Here is a 17,914-nt window from a genome sequence, read left to right on the forward strand (position 1 = left end):
CGACCTGATAAGCCCTCAAACATAAAACCGGGGGCAGTTACGCAAGGATGCTGTGACTGGCCCGCCACCGCAACCCGAAACACAGCGTCACAAAGGCTTCGAGCGAACAGATGACCTATATACTGCAGCCTGACCCCCAAGGGATCGTCCGCGCCGCCACGATTCTGGCCGCTGGCGGATTGGTCGCGCTGCCGACCGAAACGGTTTACGGGCTGGCCGCCGACGCCCGCAATGGCACCGCAGTGGCCCGCATTTATGAGGCAAAAGGAAGACCCAGCTTTAACCCGCTGATCGTGCATCTGGCACGGGCTGAAGACGCGCAGCGCTATGGCATCTGGTCCGACAACGCTGAAATCCTTGCAACCGCGTTTTGGCCCGGCCCGCTGACGCTGGTTTTGCCATTGACTGGCAATCACGGATTGTCCTCGCTCGTCACGGCGGGGCTCGACAGTGTTGCCCTGCGTGTGCCCGCGCACCCGACATCCCATGCGATCTTGCAAGCGTTTGACGGGCCCATCGCGGCACCATCCGCGAACCCGTCGGGACGCATCAGTGCAACGACCGCCGCCCATGTGATGGCTGGCCTGGACGGGCTTATTGACGCTGTTGTTGATGACGGTCCTTGTGCCGTCGGGCTTGAAAGCACCATCGTCGGGCTGACCCAAGACACACCCATTCTGCTACGTGCGGGCGGCCTGCCTATTGAGGCGATCGAAGCCGCCCTTGGCATGCAGATTGACGTCGCCGATGGGGCAGAGATTATCGCACCGGGGCAAATGACATCGCATTACGCCCCCGCCGCCCACGTCCGCCTGAACGCGCAAACGGCTGTGGACGGCGAGGTTCTACTGGGTTTCGGCGAAGTTTCCGGCGACCTGAACCTGTCGCCCAGCGGTGACCTGACCCAAGCGGCTGCCAATCTATTCGATTATTTGCATGCGCTGGATGCGATGGACAAACCCATCGCTGTCGCCCCCATTCCCGATCACGGGCTTGGCAGGGCCATCAATGACCGCCTGCGCCGCGCCGCTGCACCGCGCTAGCTATGCACGGCCCGCTGCCGAACTTAGGCCCAGCGGATCAATCCCCAGCGAAGACAATGCCGCCGCCCATTTATCTGCGTCCGGCAGATCGAACACGATCTCGCGCTTGGCATCGCAGGTCAGCCAGCCATTTTGGGCGATCTCGTTCTCAAGCTGGTTTTCGCCCCAACCGGCATAGCCCAACATCAACAACGCCTTTGCAGGTCCCTTGCCGCGGGCGATATCCTCTAGCACGTCCAAAGTGGCCGTCATCCCGAACCCGTCTGCGACGTTCAGGGTGTGCAACACCGATTGGTATTCAGAGCTGTGCAAAACAAAACCGCGCGACGTCTCGACCGGGCCGCCAAAATGCACGCCCAGCCCTGATGTATCGTTAAATTCAACATCGCTAAGCTTGTCCAAAACATCTGTAAGTTTCAGATCAGGGGCAGGCTTGTTGACGATCAGCCCCATCGCCCCCTCGGCAGAATGGGAGCAAATAAAGATGACAGAATGATCAAACCGTGGGTCGCCCATACCAGGCATCGCCACCAGCAATTGCCCCGTAAGGTCCATTTCCATCCTCTTTCATCCCCCATAATATACTGCCCGATCAGCATGGCCTGTGGTCCCGTTCCTTTCAACCCCGCCACGTTGTAACGTTTCATAATACAATAGTGACTTGGCAGGCATCCGCCTTTGGCCCATGAAAGGCGGATGAAAAGAACACTGATCCCGCTGATCCTCTCTGCTTTGCTTGCCCCGCTTCCGGCATCCGCCATGGATGTTATCAAGGGTGAGATCCTGCAAGGCTGGGTCCGGCCCGACGGCAACCGCGTTGCGGCAATCCGCATGACGATGGCCCCGGGGTGGAAAACCTATTGGCGCGCGCCCGGTGATATGGGCATTCCGCCGCATTTCGATTGGGCCGGATCAAAGAACCTGTCGGCCGTCGCCGTGGAATGGCCAACCCCAACCGTGTTTCGCGAGGAAAACCTGACAACGATTGGGTATAAGGATCAGGTCGTCCTTCCGCTGGTTATCACCCTTCCGACGAAAGGTGCGCCCGTCCACCTGAAGACAACAATCGATATGGGTGTGTGTCTTGATGTCTGCGTGCCAGCGCAATTACATCTGGACGGCGTGATCGACACAGACGCAACCCGCGCAGAACCTGCGATTGCCGCATCCCTTGCCCAGCGTCCCTACACCGCGAAAGAGGCTCGCGTGGCCAAAGCCACCTGCGCAATCCGCTTTGTTGACGGCGATCTTGAGCTGGAAACAACTATTACCCTGCCAAACACAGGCGGGCCAGAGCTGGTCGTGATTGAGACCGGGCACCCTGATTTATGGGTCAGCGAAGCGGACACAACACGGCACGGCAACACCCTTACGTCCAAGGTTGATGTCGCCCACTCGACCGGTGGGCCAATTGCCCTGAACCGCGCGCATATTCGCATGACGGTTTTGGGCAGCAAGCATGCGGTCGATATTCAGGGCTGCACGCCCGGCTGATCAGGCGGCGCGTTTCCGCTGGGACGCTGCAAAGACGATAGCACCAACGACATACCCGCCCAACGACAATACCGCTGCGCCCCCAATAAACAGGATCAATGCGGCCGTAAGCGGTGACATGGCAGCCATTCCCGGTGCCAGTGACAACAGCACTGGATGCAAGCTGCCTTGCCAACCGGCCCAGCCCAGTGTCAGCGCCGCCCAGCCAATCATCACCGCCCAAAGCGCCATCAGACCAAGGCGCAAACCCGGAGCCCGCGCGCCCAGACCGCGCCGCATCGCCCGCACCTGCCGCGAAATGTCATGCTGCGCAGCAATCAACGCAGGCACCACAAGCAGCACCAAGAACATCCCGAAGCCCAATCCGTACACCAGCGTGATCACCGTCGGTTTCAGGAACTGCGCCTGTTGGCTTTGCTCATACAGCAGCGGGGCCATCCCCAAAACGGTGGTCAGCGTCGTCAGCATCACGGGCCGCAACCGATCAGACGCCCCATCGATGATCGAAGGGATCACGCCGCGCGTTTCGCCGTATTCGTCAATCGTGCCGATCAAAACGATGGAATCGTTGATGATAATCCCCGTCATCCCCAACAAACCCACAACGGTGAACATGCTCAGCGGTACATCCCAGACCGCATGGCCATAGATGGTGCCGACCAGTCCGAAGGGAATAATCGACATCACCACCAAGGGGCGTGTCCAGCTGCCAAACACCCAGCACAACACCAGATAAATGCCCGTCAGCACCAATATCAGCCCGGTCAAAGCGTCGGATAGAAATGTGTTTTCCTGCTCGCTCAGACCGCTAATGCGGAATTCAACCTGCCGCTCTGACGCGATGGTCGGCAGGATTTCTTCTTGCAAGGCAGTCGTAATCTCGGTTGCGCGGGCTGGATCATCCTCGGAAATATCACCCGTTACCGAAATCAATCTGATCCCGTTTTCGCGGCGCACTGTGCTGAACCCTGTGCGCCGCTCCACGCTCACAATATCGGCAAGCGGCACGTATTGGCCGTTCGGCGTGCGCATCTGGGTACGGTCGAGGAAATCAGCCGTCAATTCGCCCTCGGGCAGTTCGACCCGGATCGTCGCAGACCGCGGCCCGTCGGGATATGTTGCCGCCTCGATCCCGCCCAAGCGGTTGCGCAGCGCGCGGCCAAGGGTGTCGATGGTAAAGCCAAGCGATTGCCCCTGCGCCGTCAGATCAAGGATCAACTCCTCTTTATCGTATGCCAGATTATCTTGCACCGCGCTCACCTCGGGATAGCGGCGCAGGGCGTTTTGCAGGTCTTCTGACGCGGCTTTTAAAACATCCGTCTCGGCCCCATAAAACTGCACATCCAGCGCATCACCGCCGGGACCAGACCGCCACCCACGAAAGCTGACCGTTTCGGCCAAGGGGTGGCTTACAACCGCGTCTTGCAGTTCGGCCACAAAAGCAAAGCTGGAATATGGGCGCAGATCGGCGTCAATCAATTCAATCGAAATACCGCCCAGCAGATCGGCGTCTTTGCTATCGGCCCCGTCCAACCCCCGGCCCGCATTCCCGCCAACTTGTGCAATCACATAATCAATCGGGTTCGTGCCATAGCGTTCGGCGTATTCTTGGCCCAAGCTTTCTGTCGCGCGCTGCATCTCGCGCATCATGTCCAAGGTGTCTTCGCGGGTGGCCCCTTCGACCATGGCAAAGTTACCGGTGACCGACCCGCGCTCCGGTGCGTTAAAGAACCGCCATTGCACATCGCCTTGGATGAACAGCGCGACTTGCGAGGCCAGCACCGCCATCACGCCCGCCAACACCACATAGCGGGCAGCAATCACCCCCGCCATAAAGGGTCGGAACAGGGTTTTGCGCGCCCACAGGAAGCCCTTGTTTACCACGCGGCTGGGCAGATCGTACCAATGTTCCTTGGCCCCGGCGGCCATGGCATGGGCCATGTGGTTGGGCAGGATCAAAAAGCATTCGACCAAGGACGCCGCCAAAACCGCAATCACGGTTAAGGGGATATCGCCGATCAAACTACCGAAACGTCCCCCCACGGCCAGCAGGCCAAAGAACGCAATGATCGTCGTCATGGTCGCCGCAAACACCGGCAGCGCCATGCGGCGCGCGGCGTTTTCTGCCGCGACCAACGGGCTTTCGCCCAGTTCCTTGTGCCGGTAATCGGCGTGTTCGCCGACCACGATGGCATCATCAACGACGATCCCCAAGGTGATGATCAGCCCAAAAAGCGAGATCATATTGATCGTGATCCCACCCGCATACATCAGCGCAATTGCGGCAGCCATCGACGCAGGAATACCCGCCGCGACCCAAAACGCCGTGCGCGCGTTCAGGAACAAAAACAGCAGCCCCACCACCAGCGCCAAGCCCACCAGCCCATTGTCGATCAACAGATCAAGACGGCCGGTAATGGCCTCTGCGCGGGTGCGTATCAGCTCGATCGTGACACCTTGGGGCAGCATCACAGCCATCTCGGCAGCGACGTCTTCGACGCTACGTTGAATGCCAATGGCATCGCCCCGATCCGACCGGTCAATACGCACCGAAATCGCAGGATCCTGCCCCACGAAATATCCCACGTCGCGGTCGGACCCTTTTTCGATCACCCGCGCGACATCGCCAACGGTCAAGGCCGACCCATCCGCATTCGTCCGCAAAACCACACCGGAAAGCGCCTCTGCGCTGCGTTTGGCTGTCCCCGTTCGAACCCGTGCATTCGCGCCGGTCACGTCGCCCGCAGGGTCGGCATCAACCTCGGCTGCGATGACGGCGGCGATTTCCGACATCGTGATGTCATAGCTGATCAGCTTGGTGGACGGCACTTCGATCAAGGTTTGCGGTGACGCGACCCCTTGGATCGTGCTGCGCGTCACCCCTTCGGCAAACAGCCGCGTGACAAATTCATCTGCAAAACGGCCCAGCTGTTCGGGGCTGATCGGGCCGGTAATAACCACGTCGGTCACTCGGTCCCGCCATACGCCGCGGCGCACAACGGGGTCTTCGGCGTCTTCTGGCAAGGTCGTAATCGCGTCGATGGCCGTTTGCACATCGGCAGCGGCACGCGCCATATCCCAATCCGGCTCGAAATCCAGCGTGATCGTCCCGCTCCCCTCGCGCGACGCCGCGGCAGAGCTTTCGATCCCTTCGATTGTCAAAAGCGCGGGCTCCAGCACCTGAATGATGGCCCCATCCACGTCTTCGGCCCCGGCCCCGCTCCAGACCGTGGTCACGCTGACATTATCGATAACCACATCAGGAAAAAACTGCGCCCGCATGTTCGGCGCGGCAGCGGCACCACACACCAGAAGCATGACGAGCAACAGGTTCGCCGCCGTCTTGTGACGAACAAAATAGGACAGGATGCCCCCGGTGCTACGCGACATGCTGCGGGCCATCGCCTATCCCCCTATCCGGCTTTCAAGACGCTCGACCATTTGCGCGGGCACCTGTGGCTCTGCCAGTTGCGCCAGCACACGTGCTTTGGCGGCCTCTGGCATACGGGTGTTCCCCTCGACAAAAGCAATCAGCTTGGCCCGGCGTTCGTCGGTCAGTGCGACCATTGGGTTTTCTTCGCGCGGGGCTGCCCCTTTGCGCAGCGGCTTGACCGCGATACCAGCGCCCAACAAGGGCGAACGGGCCTCGACCACGTCACGACCTGCGATATCGCCGCGCACCAATACCTCGTCCCCGACGCGGCGCAAAAGCTCGACACTCACAGCCTCAAGCCGGTTTTCACTATCCACGACCAAGACACGCGCCTGCGCATCCAGCGCCGAACTGGGCAGCCGGATGACGTTTTGAAGTTCGGGCTCGCTGATGCGTACCGTCACGAAATCACCCGGTTTGAACCCCGGTGCCTGCGTCAACGTCGCAAAAATCAACCGACCGCTGGCCCCTTCGCCCGCTGCGGCACTTGCGCGGGTGATCTTACCAATCGCCTCAAGGTCCAGCCCGGCCACATCCAACGTCGCGGTCAGATCGGCCTTGATCAGGTTACCATCCACATCAATCAGCCGCGCATATTGCGCGGTGGACACACGAAAGGACACCTCAAGATCATTCGGGTCAATCAGCTCTGCCAGACGTTCATTGGCGGATACCAACCGCCCCTCCACAACCAAAGCACCACTTAACGTGCCATCAAAGGGCGCAGAAATTGTTGTCTCATCCAGACGACGCTGAGCATCGGCCAGCGCGATCCGGCTGCGCGACAACTGGCTGGCGGCTTGATCAATGCGCGCCTCAGTCTGGGTCACGACCTGACGGCGCGCCAAGACGGCCTGCCGCGCGCTGGACGCTGCAAGCTCGGCCGTTTCTGTTGCAGTCGCGGTGCCTACACCGCGGTCGGCCAAATCGCTTTGACGTTGAAAGGCGCGCGTTCGCAACGCTGCTTGTTCCTCGGCGGCAGCTTGTTCGTCACGGGCCAGTTCCAACGCCCGCGCGGCATCGCGCCCCTCTGCCTCGGCATCTTGTACATCGCTTTTGGCCCGCTCAACCTCGGCCAGCGCATCGGCGCGGTCTAGCCTGACCAGAACCTGACCTGCGCGCACCTTGCCGCCGTCCTCGAATTCAGGCGCAAGTTCAACCACACGCCCGCCAACAGCCGCCCTCAGCTCAAGCTGGCGACGGCTTTGCACCGACCCAAAGCTCTCTAAAACAGGTATTTCATCGCTCGGCGTTGCTCGGACCACGTTAACCGAAAAAACCCGCTCGCGCGGGGCCTGGGGCGGCGGGGCGTCGGCCATACGTTTTTGCACAGCGCCACCAATCATATCGGCAGCAAACACCAACAGACCCAAGGCCGTCGCAGCCAGAAACAGGCCAATCATACTCTGTCTTAGAAAACGCATCTTTGTCCGATCTCAAAACCACTTTGCCGCAATGGTAACCCACCCAATAAACATACAAAATCACAGTTATGATACGGATGCACTATTGCTTTCCGTCGCACGGCGAGCAGAAAAAATGGCGTTTTTCTATTTTCGCCGTTGATGCTCGTCCAGACGGGGCATGATCTCGACGAAATTGCAGGGCCTGTGGCGGTAATCCAACTGTTTCAGCAGGATCTCATCCCATGCGTCCTTGCACGCACCCGGCGATCCGGGCAGCGCGAACAGATAGGTCCCTTGGGCCACACCGGCGGTCGCGCGGCTTTGCACCGCCGAGGTGCCGATCTTTTGCATCGACACAATGGTAAAGATTGTCCCGAACGCGTCGATCTCTTTCTCGTAAACATCGCGGTGCGCCTCGACCGTGACATCGCGGCCCGTCAATCCGGTGCCACCTGTGCTGATAATCACGTCAACCGAGTCATCCGCGCACCACGCGCGCAGCTGATCCGCGATCTGGGCCCGTTCATCGCGGATGATCGCGCGATGTACCAGCTCATGCCCCGCCTCGGCAATCCGCGCGGCCAAGACATCACCCGACCGGTCCTCCGCCAAGCCGCGCGTGTCTGAAACGGTTAAAACCGCAATGCGCACGGGGATAAACTCTTTGCTCTCGTCGATACGGCTCATGCCCGCTCCAATACTGCTAGCCGCGCGGCAAGTGCGACGAATATGCCACTGCTGATCCAACGCAGCGCTTGGCCACCCTTGGCCAGTTTGCGCCCCACCCCACCGGCGAACACACCAACCAAGGCGTTGATCACAAATCCGCCAAGCGACAGCACCGCCCCAAAGATCAGGAATTGCATCAAAACGGGTCCGGCCTCGGGCACCACGAATTGTGGCACAAAGGCCAACACGAACAAAATCACCTTTGGGTTAGTCAGGCTGACGATCAAGGCCCCGCGAAATGCGGATGGGGGCACGGCACCGGTTTCGGTATTGCGCCCCCCGCGAAACGTCTGCGCCGCGAGCCACAACAGATAGGCGACCCCAATCCAGCGGATCACGTCAAAGGCCCAAGGTACCGCAGCCACCAGCGCGCCCAACCCCAGCCCCGCAAGCGTGACATGCACCATACCGCCCAGCGAAATACCCGCGCTCGCCGCGACGGATGCCCTAGGGCCAAAACGCATGCCTTGCCCGAGGCAAAACATCATATCCGCCCCCGGCGTCAGGTTCAGCGCCAAGGCGGCAGGCACGAAGGCCAAAAGCGTCAGGGGATCAACCACGGTTCAACTTTGCCTTCAGCTCCAGCAAATCCGCCCAAGCCTCGCGTTTAAACTCAGGGCTGCGCAGCAAATATGCCGGGTGAAACATCGGCAAAGCAGGCAGGCCCAGCGCTTCGGTCCATTGACCGCGCAACCGTGTGATGCCGCGCTTGCCCAGCAAGGCCTGCGCCGACCAGTTGCCGACAATTACCAGCACCTCGGGCTTGGCCAAGGCGATGTGCCGCGCCAGAAACGGCTTCATCATCGCGATCTCGTCTGGCTTTGGGTCGCGGTTCTGCGGTGGCCGCCATGGCAACACGTTGGTGATATACACTGGTGCCGTTTCATGGGACCGGCCCATGTCAATCGCGGCCAGCATCTTGTCCAGCAACTGCCCAGCACGCCCGACAAAAGGTCTGCCTTCGCGGTCCTCGTCACGGCCCGGTGCTTCGCCGACAATCATCACCCGCGCACCCGGTGTCCCGTCGCTGAATACCATATTGCGTGCGCCGCGTTTCAACTCGCAATGCTCGAACCCCTCCATGGCGGCGCGCAGTTCTTCCAGCGATCCGGCAGCCGCTGCGATACGCGTGGCCTCGGCTACAGGATCAACACCCGCTGCCATTGGAACAATGCGCGGATCGCCTTTCTTGGCAACCTTCGGTTTTTCCACTGCGGCTGGCACTTCGTAGCGATTAACGGGCGCATCACAAATCGACTCGGTCGCGCCAAGTTCGATCTGCCAATGCAAAAGCGCGAGCGCCTGATGATATTCCACTGATTCCATGGTCCCAACTTACGCGCTGCCGTGGCTAATAAAAATCCCAACTTCCAAATGGTCTTAAATCCATTCATCGGTCACGATCACATGGGCCGCCTGTTGACTTGCCCAGCCCCGCCCCGCCGCCTATAACGCCACAAATAGCGTGGGGTCGCCTTATGAGTTTCGCACACCAACATCTTCTTGGTATTGAGCCGCTGTCGCAAGATGACATCACAACGCTGCTCGATCTGGCCGATACTTATGCCGATCTGAACCGACAACCTCACAAGCACAGCGATGCGCTTAAGGGTCTGACCCAGATCAACATGTTCTTTGAAAACTCGACCCGCACGCAGGCGAGTTTTGAGATCGCGGGCAAACGTCTTGGCGCGGATGTAATGAACATGGCGATGCAGGCGTCTTCGATCAAAAAGGGCGAGACCCTGATTGACACGGCGATGACCCTGAATGCGATGCACCCAGATCTGCTGGTCGTGCGCCACCCGCAATCCGGTGCCGTTGATCTGCTCGCGCAAAAAGTAAACTGCGCCGTGCTGAACGCAGGCGACGGGCGGCACGAACATCCCACACAAGCGCTGCTGGACGCGCTGACCATTCGCCGCGCCAAGGGCCGGTTGCGCCGTCTGTCCATCGCCATCTGTGGCGACATCGCCCACAGCCGCGTGGCACGGTCCAACATCATGCTGCTTGGCAAGATGGAAAACCGCATTCGTCTGATTGGCCCGCCCACGCTGATGCCCTCGCAAATTGGCGAATTCGGCGTCGAGGTGTTCGATGACATGGAAGAGGGTCTGAAAGACGTCGATGTTGTGATGATGCTCCGGCTACAAAAAGAACGCATGGACGGCGGTTTCATCCCGTCTGAGCGTGAATATTACCACCGCTTCGGGCTGGATGCCGAAAAGCTGTCCCACGCCAAGTCAGATGCCATCGTCATGCACCCCGGCCCGATGAACCGCGGCGTTGAAATTGACGGCACGCTTGCTGACGATATCAACCGCAGCGTTATTCAGGATCAGGTCGAAATGGGCGTCGCCGTGCGCATGGCCGCAATGGATCTTTTGGCCCAAAACCTAAGCGACCGCCGCAAGGGGGCCGCGTGACCGCTGCGCCCTCGGACGAGCGTGAATTGCTAAGCTGGCGCATTTCGTGGGGCGCATTTGTGTCGCGGACAGCTGTGTTGATGTTTTTAACGATGCTGGTCTGCTCTCCGATCCTGCCGTATTTCGATGTCCTGACTTGGACAGTGGCATCGGCCATCACCGCCCTATTTTACATGTGGATTTTTGAAGAGTTTCAAATCTGGTACGCAAACCGCAAAACCGTGTGGCGTCTGACCAACCGCGCGCTTTACATCGATGAACCCGATGTCGTCGACCCGTTGGAATTGGCGCTGACCGACATCGCGGCCATCGGCAAGCTGTCGCTCTGGTCGATCACCTTGCGGTTACCCAACCGTCAAAGCATCACCCTGCCGCTGGTGCCGAACCTGCGCGAGACCAAAGCACGGATCGCCGCCGCACGAGAGGCAGCACTATGACCGATGAGTTTTGGCAAAATGTGCTTGAGGATGACGAAACGCTGCTTTGGACCGGTCGGCCCACCCCGCGTATTTCCCTGCGCAACTTTCAATTGCTGGGACCATTTATCGGCGCTGCGGGCACCGTGATCGCCGGTGGGGCGCTACTCACGTATAACAGCCTTCCGGTCTCGCAATCCGTGGTGTTGGCGGTTGTGATTGGCTTGGTCGTCTTGTCGCTGGTTAAGGGGTTAAACCGCTGGGCTGAATTGACGCGCACGCGCTATGCGCTGACAAACCACCGCGCGCTGTTCTTTCGTCTGCAAAAGGGCGAAACCCGCGTCAAAGCATTCTCCCGCCGCCTTGAGACCGCCCCCGATGTCAAACCAACCAGCCCGCCATCGGTGTTTTTTATCCGGCAGGAACGCGACGACAATCCTGCCCTCGCCGCCCATCTAGGGTTTGAATATGTTCAGGACAGCGCCAGTTTATGTAGTCTGATGGCAACCGCGTACAAAGGTGCAAAACAATGACAACACTTATCATCCCCCCACATGAGCATGGCCAGATCAGGCTGTTCGCCGTGAACCGGCCTATCGATGCCATGGCCCGCACGTTGCAAGAGAATGACAAATCGGCCGTTATTTCCGATCTCGTCGGCTTTGACGTGCAGTCCGGCGCGGCTGAACTGTTCGCCGTGTCCGATCTGACAGGCGTGGGGCTGCCTAGGTACCTAATGGATGGCTATACCGTGACCGAGGCGCAGATTAGCGCGGACCGCGCCCGCCTGGATGCTTTGGAAGGTTATGTTCTACTGCTGTTTTCATCCGCCTTTGACGGGGCTGAAACCACGCTGCGCGTCGGGCCGGACCTAACCCTGATCGGCACCTATGGCGAAGAACAGCCCGCGATGGCGGCCCCGCCCCTGACCGCCGATGCCGCACAGCCCTACACCGGTGTGCCGAACCTGACGCCCACAACGCCGCCACGTGGCCGCGCGGGCGGGGCCGTGATACTGCTGGCGCTGATCGTCGCGCTTGGCCTGATCCTATGGTGGCTGCTGTGAAAGAACCCAAACCTGATCCGAAAATGTCCGGCCGTGTGGCCACCGTTGCCCTGCTTGTCGCCTTTGGCGTCGTGGCAATGATGGTGTGGATCGGCGGATAGCCCTTTGTGAAAGATAGTAACGTCATGCTGCACTTTGTGAACGCGAAACTGATCGACCCCGAGGCGGGCACTGTGACCCACGGCACCCTGCGGGTTGAGGGCAGCCAGATCACGGCGGTGTTGGCCGAAGACGCGCCCATCCCCGGTGACAGCACGATTGTCGATTGTCGCGGCAAATATCTGGCCCCCGGGATCGTCGATCTGGGCGTCAAGGTGTGCGAGCCGGGCGAACGTCACAAGGAAAGCTTTCGCTCTGCCGGACTGGCCGCCGCGGCGGGCGGTGTCACCACGATGATCACCCGCCCCGACACTGACCCGTCAATCGACAGCCCCGAGGTGTTGGAATTTGTCACCCGCCGCGCGAACGAGGCCGCACCGGTGAATGTCGTGCCCATGGCCGCGCTGACCAAGGGCCGCGAAGGCCGCGAGATGACCGAGATCGGGTTTCTGATGGATGCAGGTGCAATAGCCTTCACCGATTGTGACCGCGTCATCACCGACACCAAAGTATTCTCTCGCGCGTTGACCTATGCCCGCAGTCTGGGCGCGCTGGTCATCGCCCACCCGCAGGAACCTATCCTCAGCAAAGGTGCAGCGGCCACGTCGGGTAAATTCGCGTCGCTGCGCGGGTTGCCCGCCGTGTCACCGATGGCTGAACGCATGGGGCTGGACCGCGACATCGCCTTGGTCGAAATGACCGGTGCCCGTTATCACGCCGATCAAATCACCACCGCCCGCGCCCTGCCCGCGCTTGAACGTGCGAAAAAGAACGGGCTGGATATTACCGCAGGTGTTGGCATTCACCACCTGACTTTGAACGCGCTCGACGTGGCCGACTACCGCACATTCTTCAAGCTCAAGCCGCCATTGCGTGACGAAGACGACCGCATCGCCGTGGTCGAGGCTGTCGCCTCGGGGCTGATTGATATCATCTGTTCCATGCACACCCCTCAGGATGAGGAATCCAAACGCTTGCCCTTCGAGGAAGCAGCGTCCGGTGCCGTGGGTCTTGAGACATTGCTGCCTGCCGCCCTGCGGTTGGTGCATTCCGATATGATGGACATTGCAACCCTGTGGCGGGCCTTGTCATTTAACACCGCAAAGCGTCTTGGCCTGCCGGGCGGTCGCCTGACCGCCGGTGCGCCCGCCGATCTGGTGCTATTTGACGATGGCGCGCCCTTTGTGATGGACCGTGAAACCCTGCGGTCGAAATCGCGCAATACGCCCTTTGACGGGATGCGCATGCAGGGTAAGGTCTTGGAAACCTATGTTTCCGGTAAATGTATTTATAAGGCCTCGTAACTATGCCCATCATCGATTCATCACTCGCCGTGCTCTCTCTCTGGGGCGTGCTGGGCTATCTCATCGGCTCAATCGCCTTTGGCCTGCTATTGGCGCGCGCCATGAATTTGGGTGATTTGCGCACGATTGGATCGGGCAATATCGGCGCGACGAATGTCTTGCGCACCGGCAATAAAACCGCCGCTGCCCTGACCTTGGTGCTGGACGGGGCCAAAGGGGCCGTTGCCGTTTTGCTGGCCCGTTTCTTTGCTGGTGAAGACGCCGCACAGGTCGCTGGTCTGGCTGCGATGATCGGGCATTGCTATCCGGTTTGGCTGAAATTCAAAGGTGGCAAAGGCGTCGCGACATTCCTTGGCGTGATCTTGGCGCTGGCATGGCCCGCCGGTCTGGCCTGTTGTCTGGCCTGGCTGATCGGCGCGCTGGTCACGCGCATTTCGTCGATGGGCGCGATTGCTGCGGCATCCACCTCGACCATATTTTTGGTCATCCTCGGCTACGGAAGCGCATTTTTCCTAGGCGTCATTTTGACCCTGCTGATCTTTTGGCGGCACCGCGAAAACATCAAACGGATCAGAGCAGGCACCGAGCCCAAGATCGGCGCAAAGAAAGCCTAGGCACTGCTGCGAACAGACTTTCGCCGACACATCTTCGGCTCAATGCCGCAGACAAACCTGTCTGCGGCCCCTGCCCCTTAGTAGGAATACTCAGCGTAAATCCGGCTTAGATCGCCATTCCATTTACCGTTGTAGTCGTCCAGCAACTCATCCGCTGGCACTTTGCCAGTCTCGATGCTTTCCTTCAGCGCGTTCAGGAAATGAGTCTCATCCGGGACCATGCCACCGGCACCGGTGCGCGCGCGGGCTTTCAACCCATGCTCGGACAGTGCCACCACTTCGCGCGCCAGATGATGCATTTTCACGCCGTTGAATTCAGCCTGCAAGCCATCGACCGACGCCGCCACCCGCAACCCTTCGCGGGTTTCTGCATCCCAGCCCTTGGCCAAATCCCACGCGCCATTCAACGCGGTCTGGTCATACATCAAGCCGACCCAAAACGCGGGCAAAGCACACAAACGCCGCCAAGGGCCACCATCCGCACCGCGCATTTCGATGAATTTCTTGATCCGCGCCTCGGGGAAGGCCGTCGTCAGATGATCCGCCCAATCGCTGAGCGTCGGCATTTCACCCGGCAATGCGGGCAGCTGGCCCTTCAGGAAATCACGGAACGACTGCCCCAATGCGTCGATATATTGCCCGTCGCGGTAGACGAAATACATCGGCACATCCAACGCGTATTCAACCCAACGTTCAAAACCCATGCCGTCCTCAAACGCCCAAGGCAACATGCCCGTGCGCGCGGGGTCCAGATCACGCCACACCCGGCTGCGCCAGGATTTATGACCGTTTGGTTTACCCTCAAAGAACGGGGAATTCGCAAACAGCGCTGTCGCAACCGGCTGCAAAGCCAAGGCAACGCGCAGCTTTTGCACCATGTCCGCCTCTGATCCGAAATCAAGGTTCACCTGCACAGTACAGGTCCGGCGCATCATGACCCGGCCCATCGTGCCAACCTTGGTCATGTATTCGTTCATGAGTTTGTAACGCCCCTTGGGCATCAGATCCATCTGCTCGTGGGTCCATTCTGGTGCGGCACCCAACCCGATAAACCCTGCGCCAATACGATCTGCCACATCGCGAACCTCGCGCAGATGCACGTTTACCTCGTCGCAGGTCTCGTGGATGGTCTCAACAGGCGCGCCAGACAGCTCAAGCTGGCCGCCCGGCTCCAATGATACATTCGCGCCGTCTTTGACCAAGCCAATCAGCTTGCCGCCTTCTTCGACGGGGGCCCAACCATGGCCGTCACGCAACCCCTCAAGCATCGCACGGATGGAACACGCTCCCTCATAGGGCAGCGGCAAATGCGTTTCTTTGTTGTAGCCGAATTTCTCGTGCTCTGTGCCGATGCGCCAGTCTTCTTTGGGCTTGCAGCCATCAGCCAGATACTGCGCCAGCTGTGCATGGTTTTCGATCGGGCCGCCGCCGGATTGAGGGATAGACATAAGGGGGTGGCTCCGGGTTTGTTTCGCTAGGTGTCAGGGCAAAATTAATTCAAGTGTTCGTTAGGGATGGTTCGAATTCTCGGGGGTGTCAATGCAACAGGGTGCTTGTGGGGCGCATTGATTGTCGTTCCCAGATCACCACCGAAAGCGTCTTGTCATCGGCAAGCTCGGCCAACATCCGTTCGGTTTTCAACCCCGGCAAAACCGCAAAGGCATCAAACAACGCGTCTGTGCCTGCCGCATCGACCGGGATCATCACGGCATTTTGTCCGGGCTGCTCCAACTTCCAATGGGCCGGATAGGATCCGCGCACAAGGCTCAGCCGCTCCATCTCGCGCAGCGCCACGATCCCGCCGGTCAGAGGCCCGAAATAGGCGATTTGCCCTTCGTCCACCTGCACGGCACCGGCCCCGTGTCCCGATTTACGAAACCGAACCCGCTGCACACCCAGCCAGACAAACGCCACGCCGCCCGCAATCAACGCATATCCAGGTACCGCCAGCAAAAGACCGGGGCCAGCAACCAACCACAATCCCAGCAGGATAACGGCCGCGCCGCCAAGAACTTCGCGCCACCGCCACAACTCTGCTTTCGCCTCAGGGCGCAAAAAACTCATGGTTTCATCCCACCTTCATTTTGCCAAGTAAACTCCACGGGGGTGTGGGGGTGTGCAACCCCCACTTGGGTATCGGTCGACACAGGTTTCACGCTCATGACCAATCCCCCAAGACTTGCTGCCAAACTGTCATCGCAGCAACCGCAGCCGTGTCGGCCCTCAGGATACGAGGGCCAAGGGTAACTGACTGCGCGTACTCCAGCCCCCGCAACCGTGTGCGTTCGCGATCCGAAAACCCGCCCTCTGGGCCGATCAGAATTCCCCATGGTCCGGGTTTTGCTGCGCTCAACCCTGCGTCTTGTCCCGCCAATGCCTCGTCACAGAACATCAGGGAACGCTCCGGCGTCCATTGATCCAACAAGCGGTCGAGTTTCACCATCTCGGCCACCTCCGGCACGAATGTCCCGCCGCATTGCTCTGCCGCCTCTACCGCGTGGGCCTGCAACCGGTCGCGTTGAACACGGCCCGAGTTTGTAAAGTCCGTCTGCACAGGCACAATCCGGCGCGCGCCCATTTCGGCGGCTTTCTCGACAATAAAATCTGTGCGGGCCTTTTTGATCGGCGCAAAGATCAACCACAGATCGGGCGGCATCTGCAAAGGCTTCGTCGCCTCCACACATGTTAAAACCCCGCCACGTTTGCCAGCTTGGGTGACCTGCGCCAGCCATTCGCCATCGGTGCCGTTGAACAAAAGCACATGCGCGCCTTCGGTCTGTCGCATCACCCCGAAAAGGTAATGCGCCTGCGCCTTGTCCAAAGGAACCGATTGCCCCTGACCCAAGGCATGCTCTACATAAAGTCTGATTTTCGCATTCATAGGCACGGATATATGCAAGACGACCCAACTGTACCAGATGGCACCGAAAATGAACCTGTGGCAGATGCGGTCGCTGGCAATTGGGTTGATCGTTTTGCACCGGGTTTTACCCGCCCCTATCTGCGGCTGAGCCGTGCAGATCGCCCGATTGGAACGTGGCTGCTGTTGCTGCCCTGTTGGTGGGGGTTAATGCTGGCGATGCTTTCAGATCAACAGCCGCGCTGGTTTGATCTGTGGATTTTCATTGGCTGCGCCATGGGCGCGTGGCTGATGCGGGGGGCCGGCTGTACATGGAACGACATCACCGACCGCGACTTTGACGCACAGGTGGCTCGTACACGTTCGCGCCCGATACCGTCTGGGCAGGTCAGCGTAAAAGGGGCGGTGGCGTGGATGGCTGCCCAAGCCCTGATCGCCTTTGGCATTTTGCTAAGCTTTAACACCGCCGCAATTGCCTTGGGCATTCTCGCGCTCTTGCCGGTGGCGGTCTATCCCTTTGCCAAGCGTTTTACATGGTGGCCTCAGGTCTTCTTGGGCATCGCGTTCAACTGGGGCGCTTTACTGGCGTGGACTGCGCACACCGGATCGCTGGGTGCCCCTGCCGTCCTGCTTTATGTGGCGGGCATCGCCTGGACGCTTTTTTACGACACGATCTATGCGCATCTTGATACCGAGGATGACGCCTTGATCGGGATCAAATCCACGGCGCGGCTGTTTGGCGACGAAACGGCACAATGGATGCGGCGTTTTTTGACGGCGACGGTCGGGATGATGGGCCTCGCCGTTATCTTTGCCCTACGCGACAATGGTTCTTTCCTCGCGATGGTGTTGGCGATTGCAGGCCCGTGGGCGATGGGCTGGCATATGGCATGGCAATTGCGGGGCTTGGATATCAACGATAACGATAAATTGTTGAAGCTGTTTCACGTTAACCGCGATACCGGCATAATTCCGCTGCTATTTTTTGCAGCCGCGCTGCTGGCCTGATTGCACAGACCAGCCC

Annotated in this window: 18 protein-coding genes; 9 read left to right on the forward strand and 9 right to left on the reverse strand. The window is 59.7% G+C overall.

Going from position 1 to position 17,914, the window contains the following annotated elements; all coding sequences use genetic code 11:
- Window positions 1-110: 110 nt before the first annotated feature.
- A complete protein-coding gene (locus tag WNY39_RS07030) occupies window positions 111-1,043 on the forward strand; it encodes an L-threonylcarbamoyladenylate synthase (RefSeq protein WP_342844893.1) in 933 nt (310 codons plus the stop codon).
- Here WNY39_RS07030 and WNY39_RS07035 read toward each other — a convergent pair whose 3' ends face one another.
- Entirely contained in the window at window positions 1,044-1,598 is a 555-nt protein-coding gene (locus tag WNY39_RS07035) for a YqgE/AlgH family protein (protein ID WP_342844894.1), read from the reverse strand.
- A gap of 141 nt (window positions 1,599-1,739) precedes the next feature.
- Here WNY39_RS07035 and WNY39_RS07040 point away from each other — a divergent pair, with 141 nt between their 5' ends.
- Entirely contained in the window at window positions 1,740-2,537 is a 798-nt protein-coding gene (locus WNY39_RS07040; protein WP_342844895.1) for a protein-disulfide reductase DsbD domain-containing protein, read from the forward strand.
- On the opposite strand, the gene WNY39_RS07045 is transcribed toward WNY39_RS07040, so the two are convergent.
- From WNY39_RS07045 to WNY39_RS07065, 5 genes are all read right to left on the reverse strand, one after another.
- A complete protein-coding gene (locus WNY39_RS07045) occupies window positions 2,538-5,939 on the reverse strand; it encodes an efflux RND transporter permease subunit (RefSeq protein WP_342844896.1) in 3,402 nt (1,133 codons plus the stop codon). It lies immediately after the preceding gene.
- 3 nt (window positions 5,940-5,942) lie between these two features.
- Window positions 5,943-7,394, reverse strand: coding sequence for an efflux RND transporter periplasmic adaptor subunit (locus WNY39_RS07050; protein WP_342844897.1), 1,452 nt, complete (start codon window positions 7,392-7,394; stop codon window positions 5,943-5,945).
- Between the two features lie 126 nt (window positions 7,395-7,520).
- Window positions 7,521-8,063, reverse strand: coding sequence for a molybdenum cofactor biosynthesis protein B (gene moaB / locus WNY39_RS07055; RefSeq protein WP_342844898.1), 543 nt, complete (start codon window positions 8,061-8,063; stop codon window positions 7,521-7,523).
- Window positions 8,060-8,665: a LysE family translocator gene (locus WNY39_RS07060; protein ID WP_342844899.1), complete on the reverse strand. Its 606-nt coding sequence runs from the start codon at window positions 8,663-8,665 to the stop codon at window positions 8,060-8,062. Before WNY39_RS07060 ends, moaB begins: the two co-directional genes overlap by 4 nt.
- A complete protein-coding gene (locus WNY39_RS07065; protein WP_342844900.1) occupies window positions 8,658-9,431 on the reverse strand; it encodes a uracil-DNA glycosylase in 774 nt (257 codons plus the stop codon). Before WNY39_RS07065 ends, WNY39_RS07060 begins: the two co-directional genes overlap by 8 nt.
- A gap of 152 nt (window positions 9,432-9,583) precedes the next feature.
- On the opposite strand from WNY39_RS07065, the gene WNY39_RS07070 reads away from it, so the two are divergent.
- The 6 genes from WNY39_RS07070 to plsY all read left to right on the forward strand — a co-directional run bounded on the left by WNY39_RS07070 (window position 9,584) and on the right by plsY (window position 14,030).
- On the forward strand, window positions 9,584-10,531 hold the full coding sequence (locus WNY39_RS07070) for an aspartate carbamoyltransferase catalytic subunit (RefSeq protein WP_342844901.1): 948 nt from the start codon (window positions 9,584-9,586) through the stop codon (window positions 10,529-10,531).
- Window positions 10,528-10,968 (forward strand): hypothetical protein, encoded by a 441-nt coding sequence (locus tag WNY39_RS07075; protein ID WP_342844902.1) that lies wholly within the window; start codon window positions 10,528-10,530, stop codon window positions 10,966-10,968. The genes WNY39_RS07070 and WNY39_RS07075 overlap by 4 nt, the downstream gene beginning before the upstream one ends.
- A complete protein-coding gene (locus tag WNY39_RS07080) occupies window positions 10,965-11,480 on the forward strand; it encodes a hypothetical protein (protein WP_342844903.1) in 516 nt (171 codons plus the stop codon). The genes WNY39_RS07075 and WNY39_RS07080 overlap by 4 nt, the downstream gene beginning before the upstream one ends.
- Entirely contained in the window at window positions 11,477-12,013 is a 537-nt protein-coding gene (locus WNY39_RS07085; protein ID WP_342844904.1) for a hypothetical protein, read from the forward strand. Before WNY39_RS07080 ends, WNY39_RS07085 begins: the two co-directional genes overlap by 4 nt.
- Before the next feature lie 125 nt (window positions 12,014-12,138).
- Window positions 12,139-13,416 carry a dihydroorotase gene (pyrC, locus tag WNY39_RS07090; protein WP_342844960.1) on the forward strand — a complete coding sequence of 426 codons (1,278 nt, stop codon included), beginning with the start codon at window positions 12,139-12,141 and terminating at the stop codon, window positions 13,414-13,416.
- A 2-nt stretch (window positions 13,417-13,418) separates the two neighbouring features.
- Window positions 13,419-14,030 (forward strand): glycerol-3-phosphate 1-O-acyltransferase PlsY, encoded by a 612-nt coding sequence (plsY, locus tag WNY39_RS07095; RefSeq protein WP_342844905.1) that lies wholly within the window; start codon window positions 13,419-13,421, stop codon window positions 14,028-14,030.
- 77 nt (window positions 14,031-14,107) lie between these two features.
- On the opposite strand, the gene WNY39_RS07100 is transcribed toward plsY, so the two are convergent.
- The 3 genes from WNY39_RS07100 to WNY39_RS07110 all read right to left on the reverse strand — a co-directional run bounded on the left by WNY39_RS07100 (window position 14,108) and on the right by WNY39_RS07110 (window position 16,911).
- A complete protein-coding gene (locus WNY39_RS07100) occupies window positions 14,108-15,478 on the reverse strand; it encodes a glutamate--cysteine ligase (protein ID WP_342844906.1) in 1,371 nt (456 codons plus the stop codon).
- A gap of 88 nt (window positions 15,479-15,566) precedes the next feature.
- Window positions 15,567-16,094, reverse strand: a complete 528-nt coding sequence (locus WNY39_RS07105) for a hypothetical protein (RefSeq protein ID WP_341233889.1) — start codon at window positions 16,092-16,094, stop codon at window positions 15,567-15,569.
- Between the two features lie 94 nt (window positions 16,095-16,188).
- On the reverse strand, window positions 16,189-16,911 hold the full coding sequence (locus tag WNY39_RS07110) for a 16S rRNA (uracil(1498)-N(3))-methyltransferase (RefSeq protein WP_342844907.1): 723 nt from the start codon (window positions 16,909-16,911) through the stop codon (window positions 16,189-16,191).
- Between the two features lie 12 nt (window positions 16,912-16,923).
- Between WNY39_RS07110 and ubiA the strand changes: the two genes are divergently transcribed.
- Window positions 16,924-17,898, forward strand: a complete 975-nt coding sequence (gene ubiA, locus WNY39_RS07115; RefSeq protein ID WP_342844908.1) for a 4-hydroxybenzoate octaprenyltransferase — start codon at window positions 16,924-16,926, stop codon at window positions 17,896-17,898.
- Window positions 17,899-17,914: the final 16 nt, after the last annotated feature.

Origin of the sequence: Sulfitobacter sp. AS59 (genome assembly GCF_038899995.1) — a bacterium.
In the GTDB taxonomy this organism is placed as follows: domain Bacteria; phylum Pseudomonadota; class Alphaproteobacteria; order Rhodobacterales; family Rhodobacteraceae; genus Sulfitobacter.

Excerpts from the sequence above, each read along its gene's own strand:
- WNY39_RS07030 (WP_342844893.1), top strand. The coding sequence starts at position 111 with ATGACCTATATACTGCAGCCTGACCCCCAAGGGATCGTCCGCGCCGCC.
- WNY39_RS07035 (WP_342844894.1), bottom strand. The coding sequence starts at position 1,598 with ATGGACCTTACGGGGCAATTGCTGGTGGCGATGCCTGGTATGGGCGAC.
- WNY39_RS07040 (WP_342844895.1), top strand. The coding sequence starts at position 1,740 with ATGAAAAGAACACTGATCCCGCTGATCCTCTCTGCTTTGCTTGCCCCG.
- WNY39_RS07045 (WP_342844896.1), bottom strand. The coding sequence starts at position 5,939 with ATGGCCCGCAGCATGTCGCGTAGCACCGGGGGCATCCTGTCCTATTTT.
- WNY39_RS07050 (WP_342844897.1), bottom strand. The coding sequence starts at position 7,394 with ATGCGTTTTCTAAGACAGAGTATGATTGGCCTGTTTCTGGCTGCGACG.
- moaB (WP_342844898.1), bottom strand. The coding sequence starts at position 8,063 with ATGAGCCGTATCGACGAGAGCAAAGAGTTTATCCCCGTGCGCATTGCG.
- WNY39_RS07065 (WP_342844900.1), bottom strand. The coding sequence starts at position 9,431 with ATGGAATCAGTGGAATATCATCAGGCGCTCGCGCTTTTGCATTGGCAG.
- WNY39_RS07070 (WP_342844901.1), top strand. The coding sequence starts at position 9,584 with ATGAGTTTCGCACACCAACATCTTCTTGGTATTGAGCCGCTGTCGCAA.
- WNY39_RS07080 (WP_342844903.1), top strand. The coding sequence starts at position 10,965 with ATGACCGATGAGTTTTGGCAAAATGTGCTTGAGGATGACGAAACGCTG.
- WNY39_RS07085 (WP_342844904.1), top strand. The coding sequence starts at position 11,477 with ATGACAACACTTATCATCCCCCCACATGAGCATGGCCAGATCAGGCTG.
- pyrC (WP_342844960.1), top strand. The coding sequence starts at position 12,139 with ATGCTGCACTTTGTGAACGCGAAACTGATCGACCCCGAGGCGGGCACT.
- plsY (WP_342844905.1), top strand. The coding sequence starts at position 13,419 with ATGCCCATCATCGATTCATCACTCGCCGTGCTCTCTCTCTGGGGCGTG.
- WNY39_RS07100 (WP_342844906.1), bottom strand. The coding sequence starts at position 15,478 with ATGTCTATCCCTCAATCCGGCGGCGGCCCGATCGAAAACCATGCACAG.
- WNY39_RS07105 (WP_341233889.1), bottom strand. The coding sequence starts at position 16,094 with ATGAGTTTTTTGCGCCCTGAGGCGAAAGCAGAGTTGTGGCGGTGGCGC.
- WNY39_RS07110 (WP_342844907.1), bottom strand. The coding sequence starts at position 16,911 with ATGAATGCGAAAATCAGACTTTATGTAGAGCATGCCTTGGGTCAGGGG.
- ubiA (WP_342844908.1), top strand. The coding sequence starts at position 16,924 with ATGCAAGACGACCCAACTGTACCAGATGGCACCGAAAATGAACCTGTG.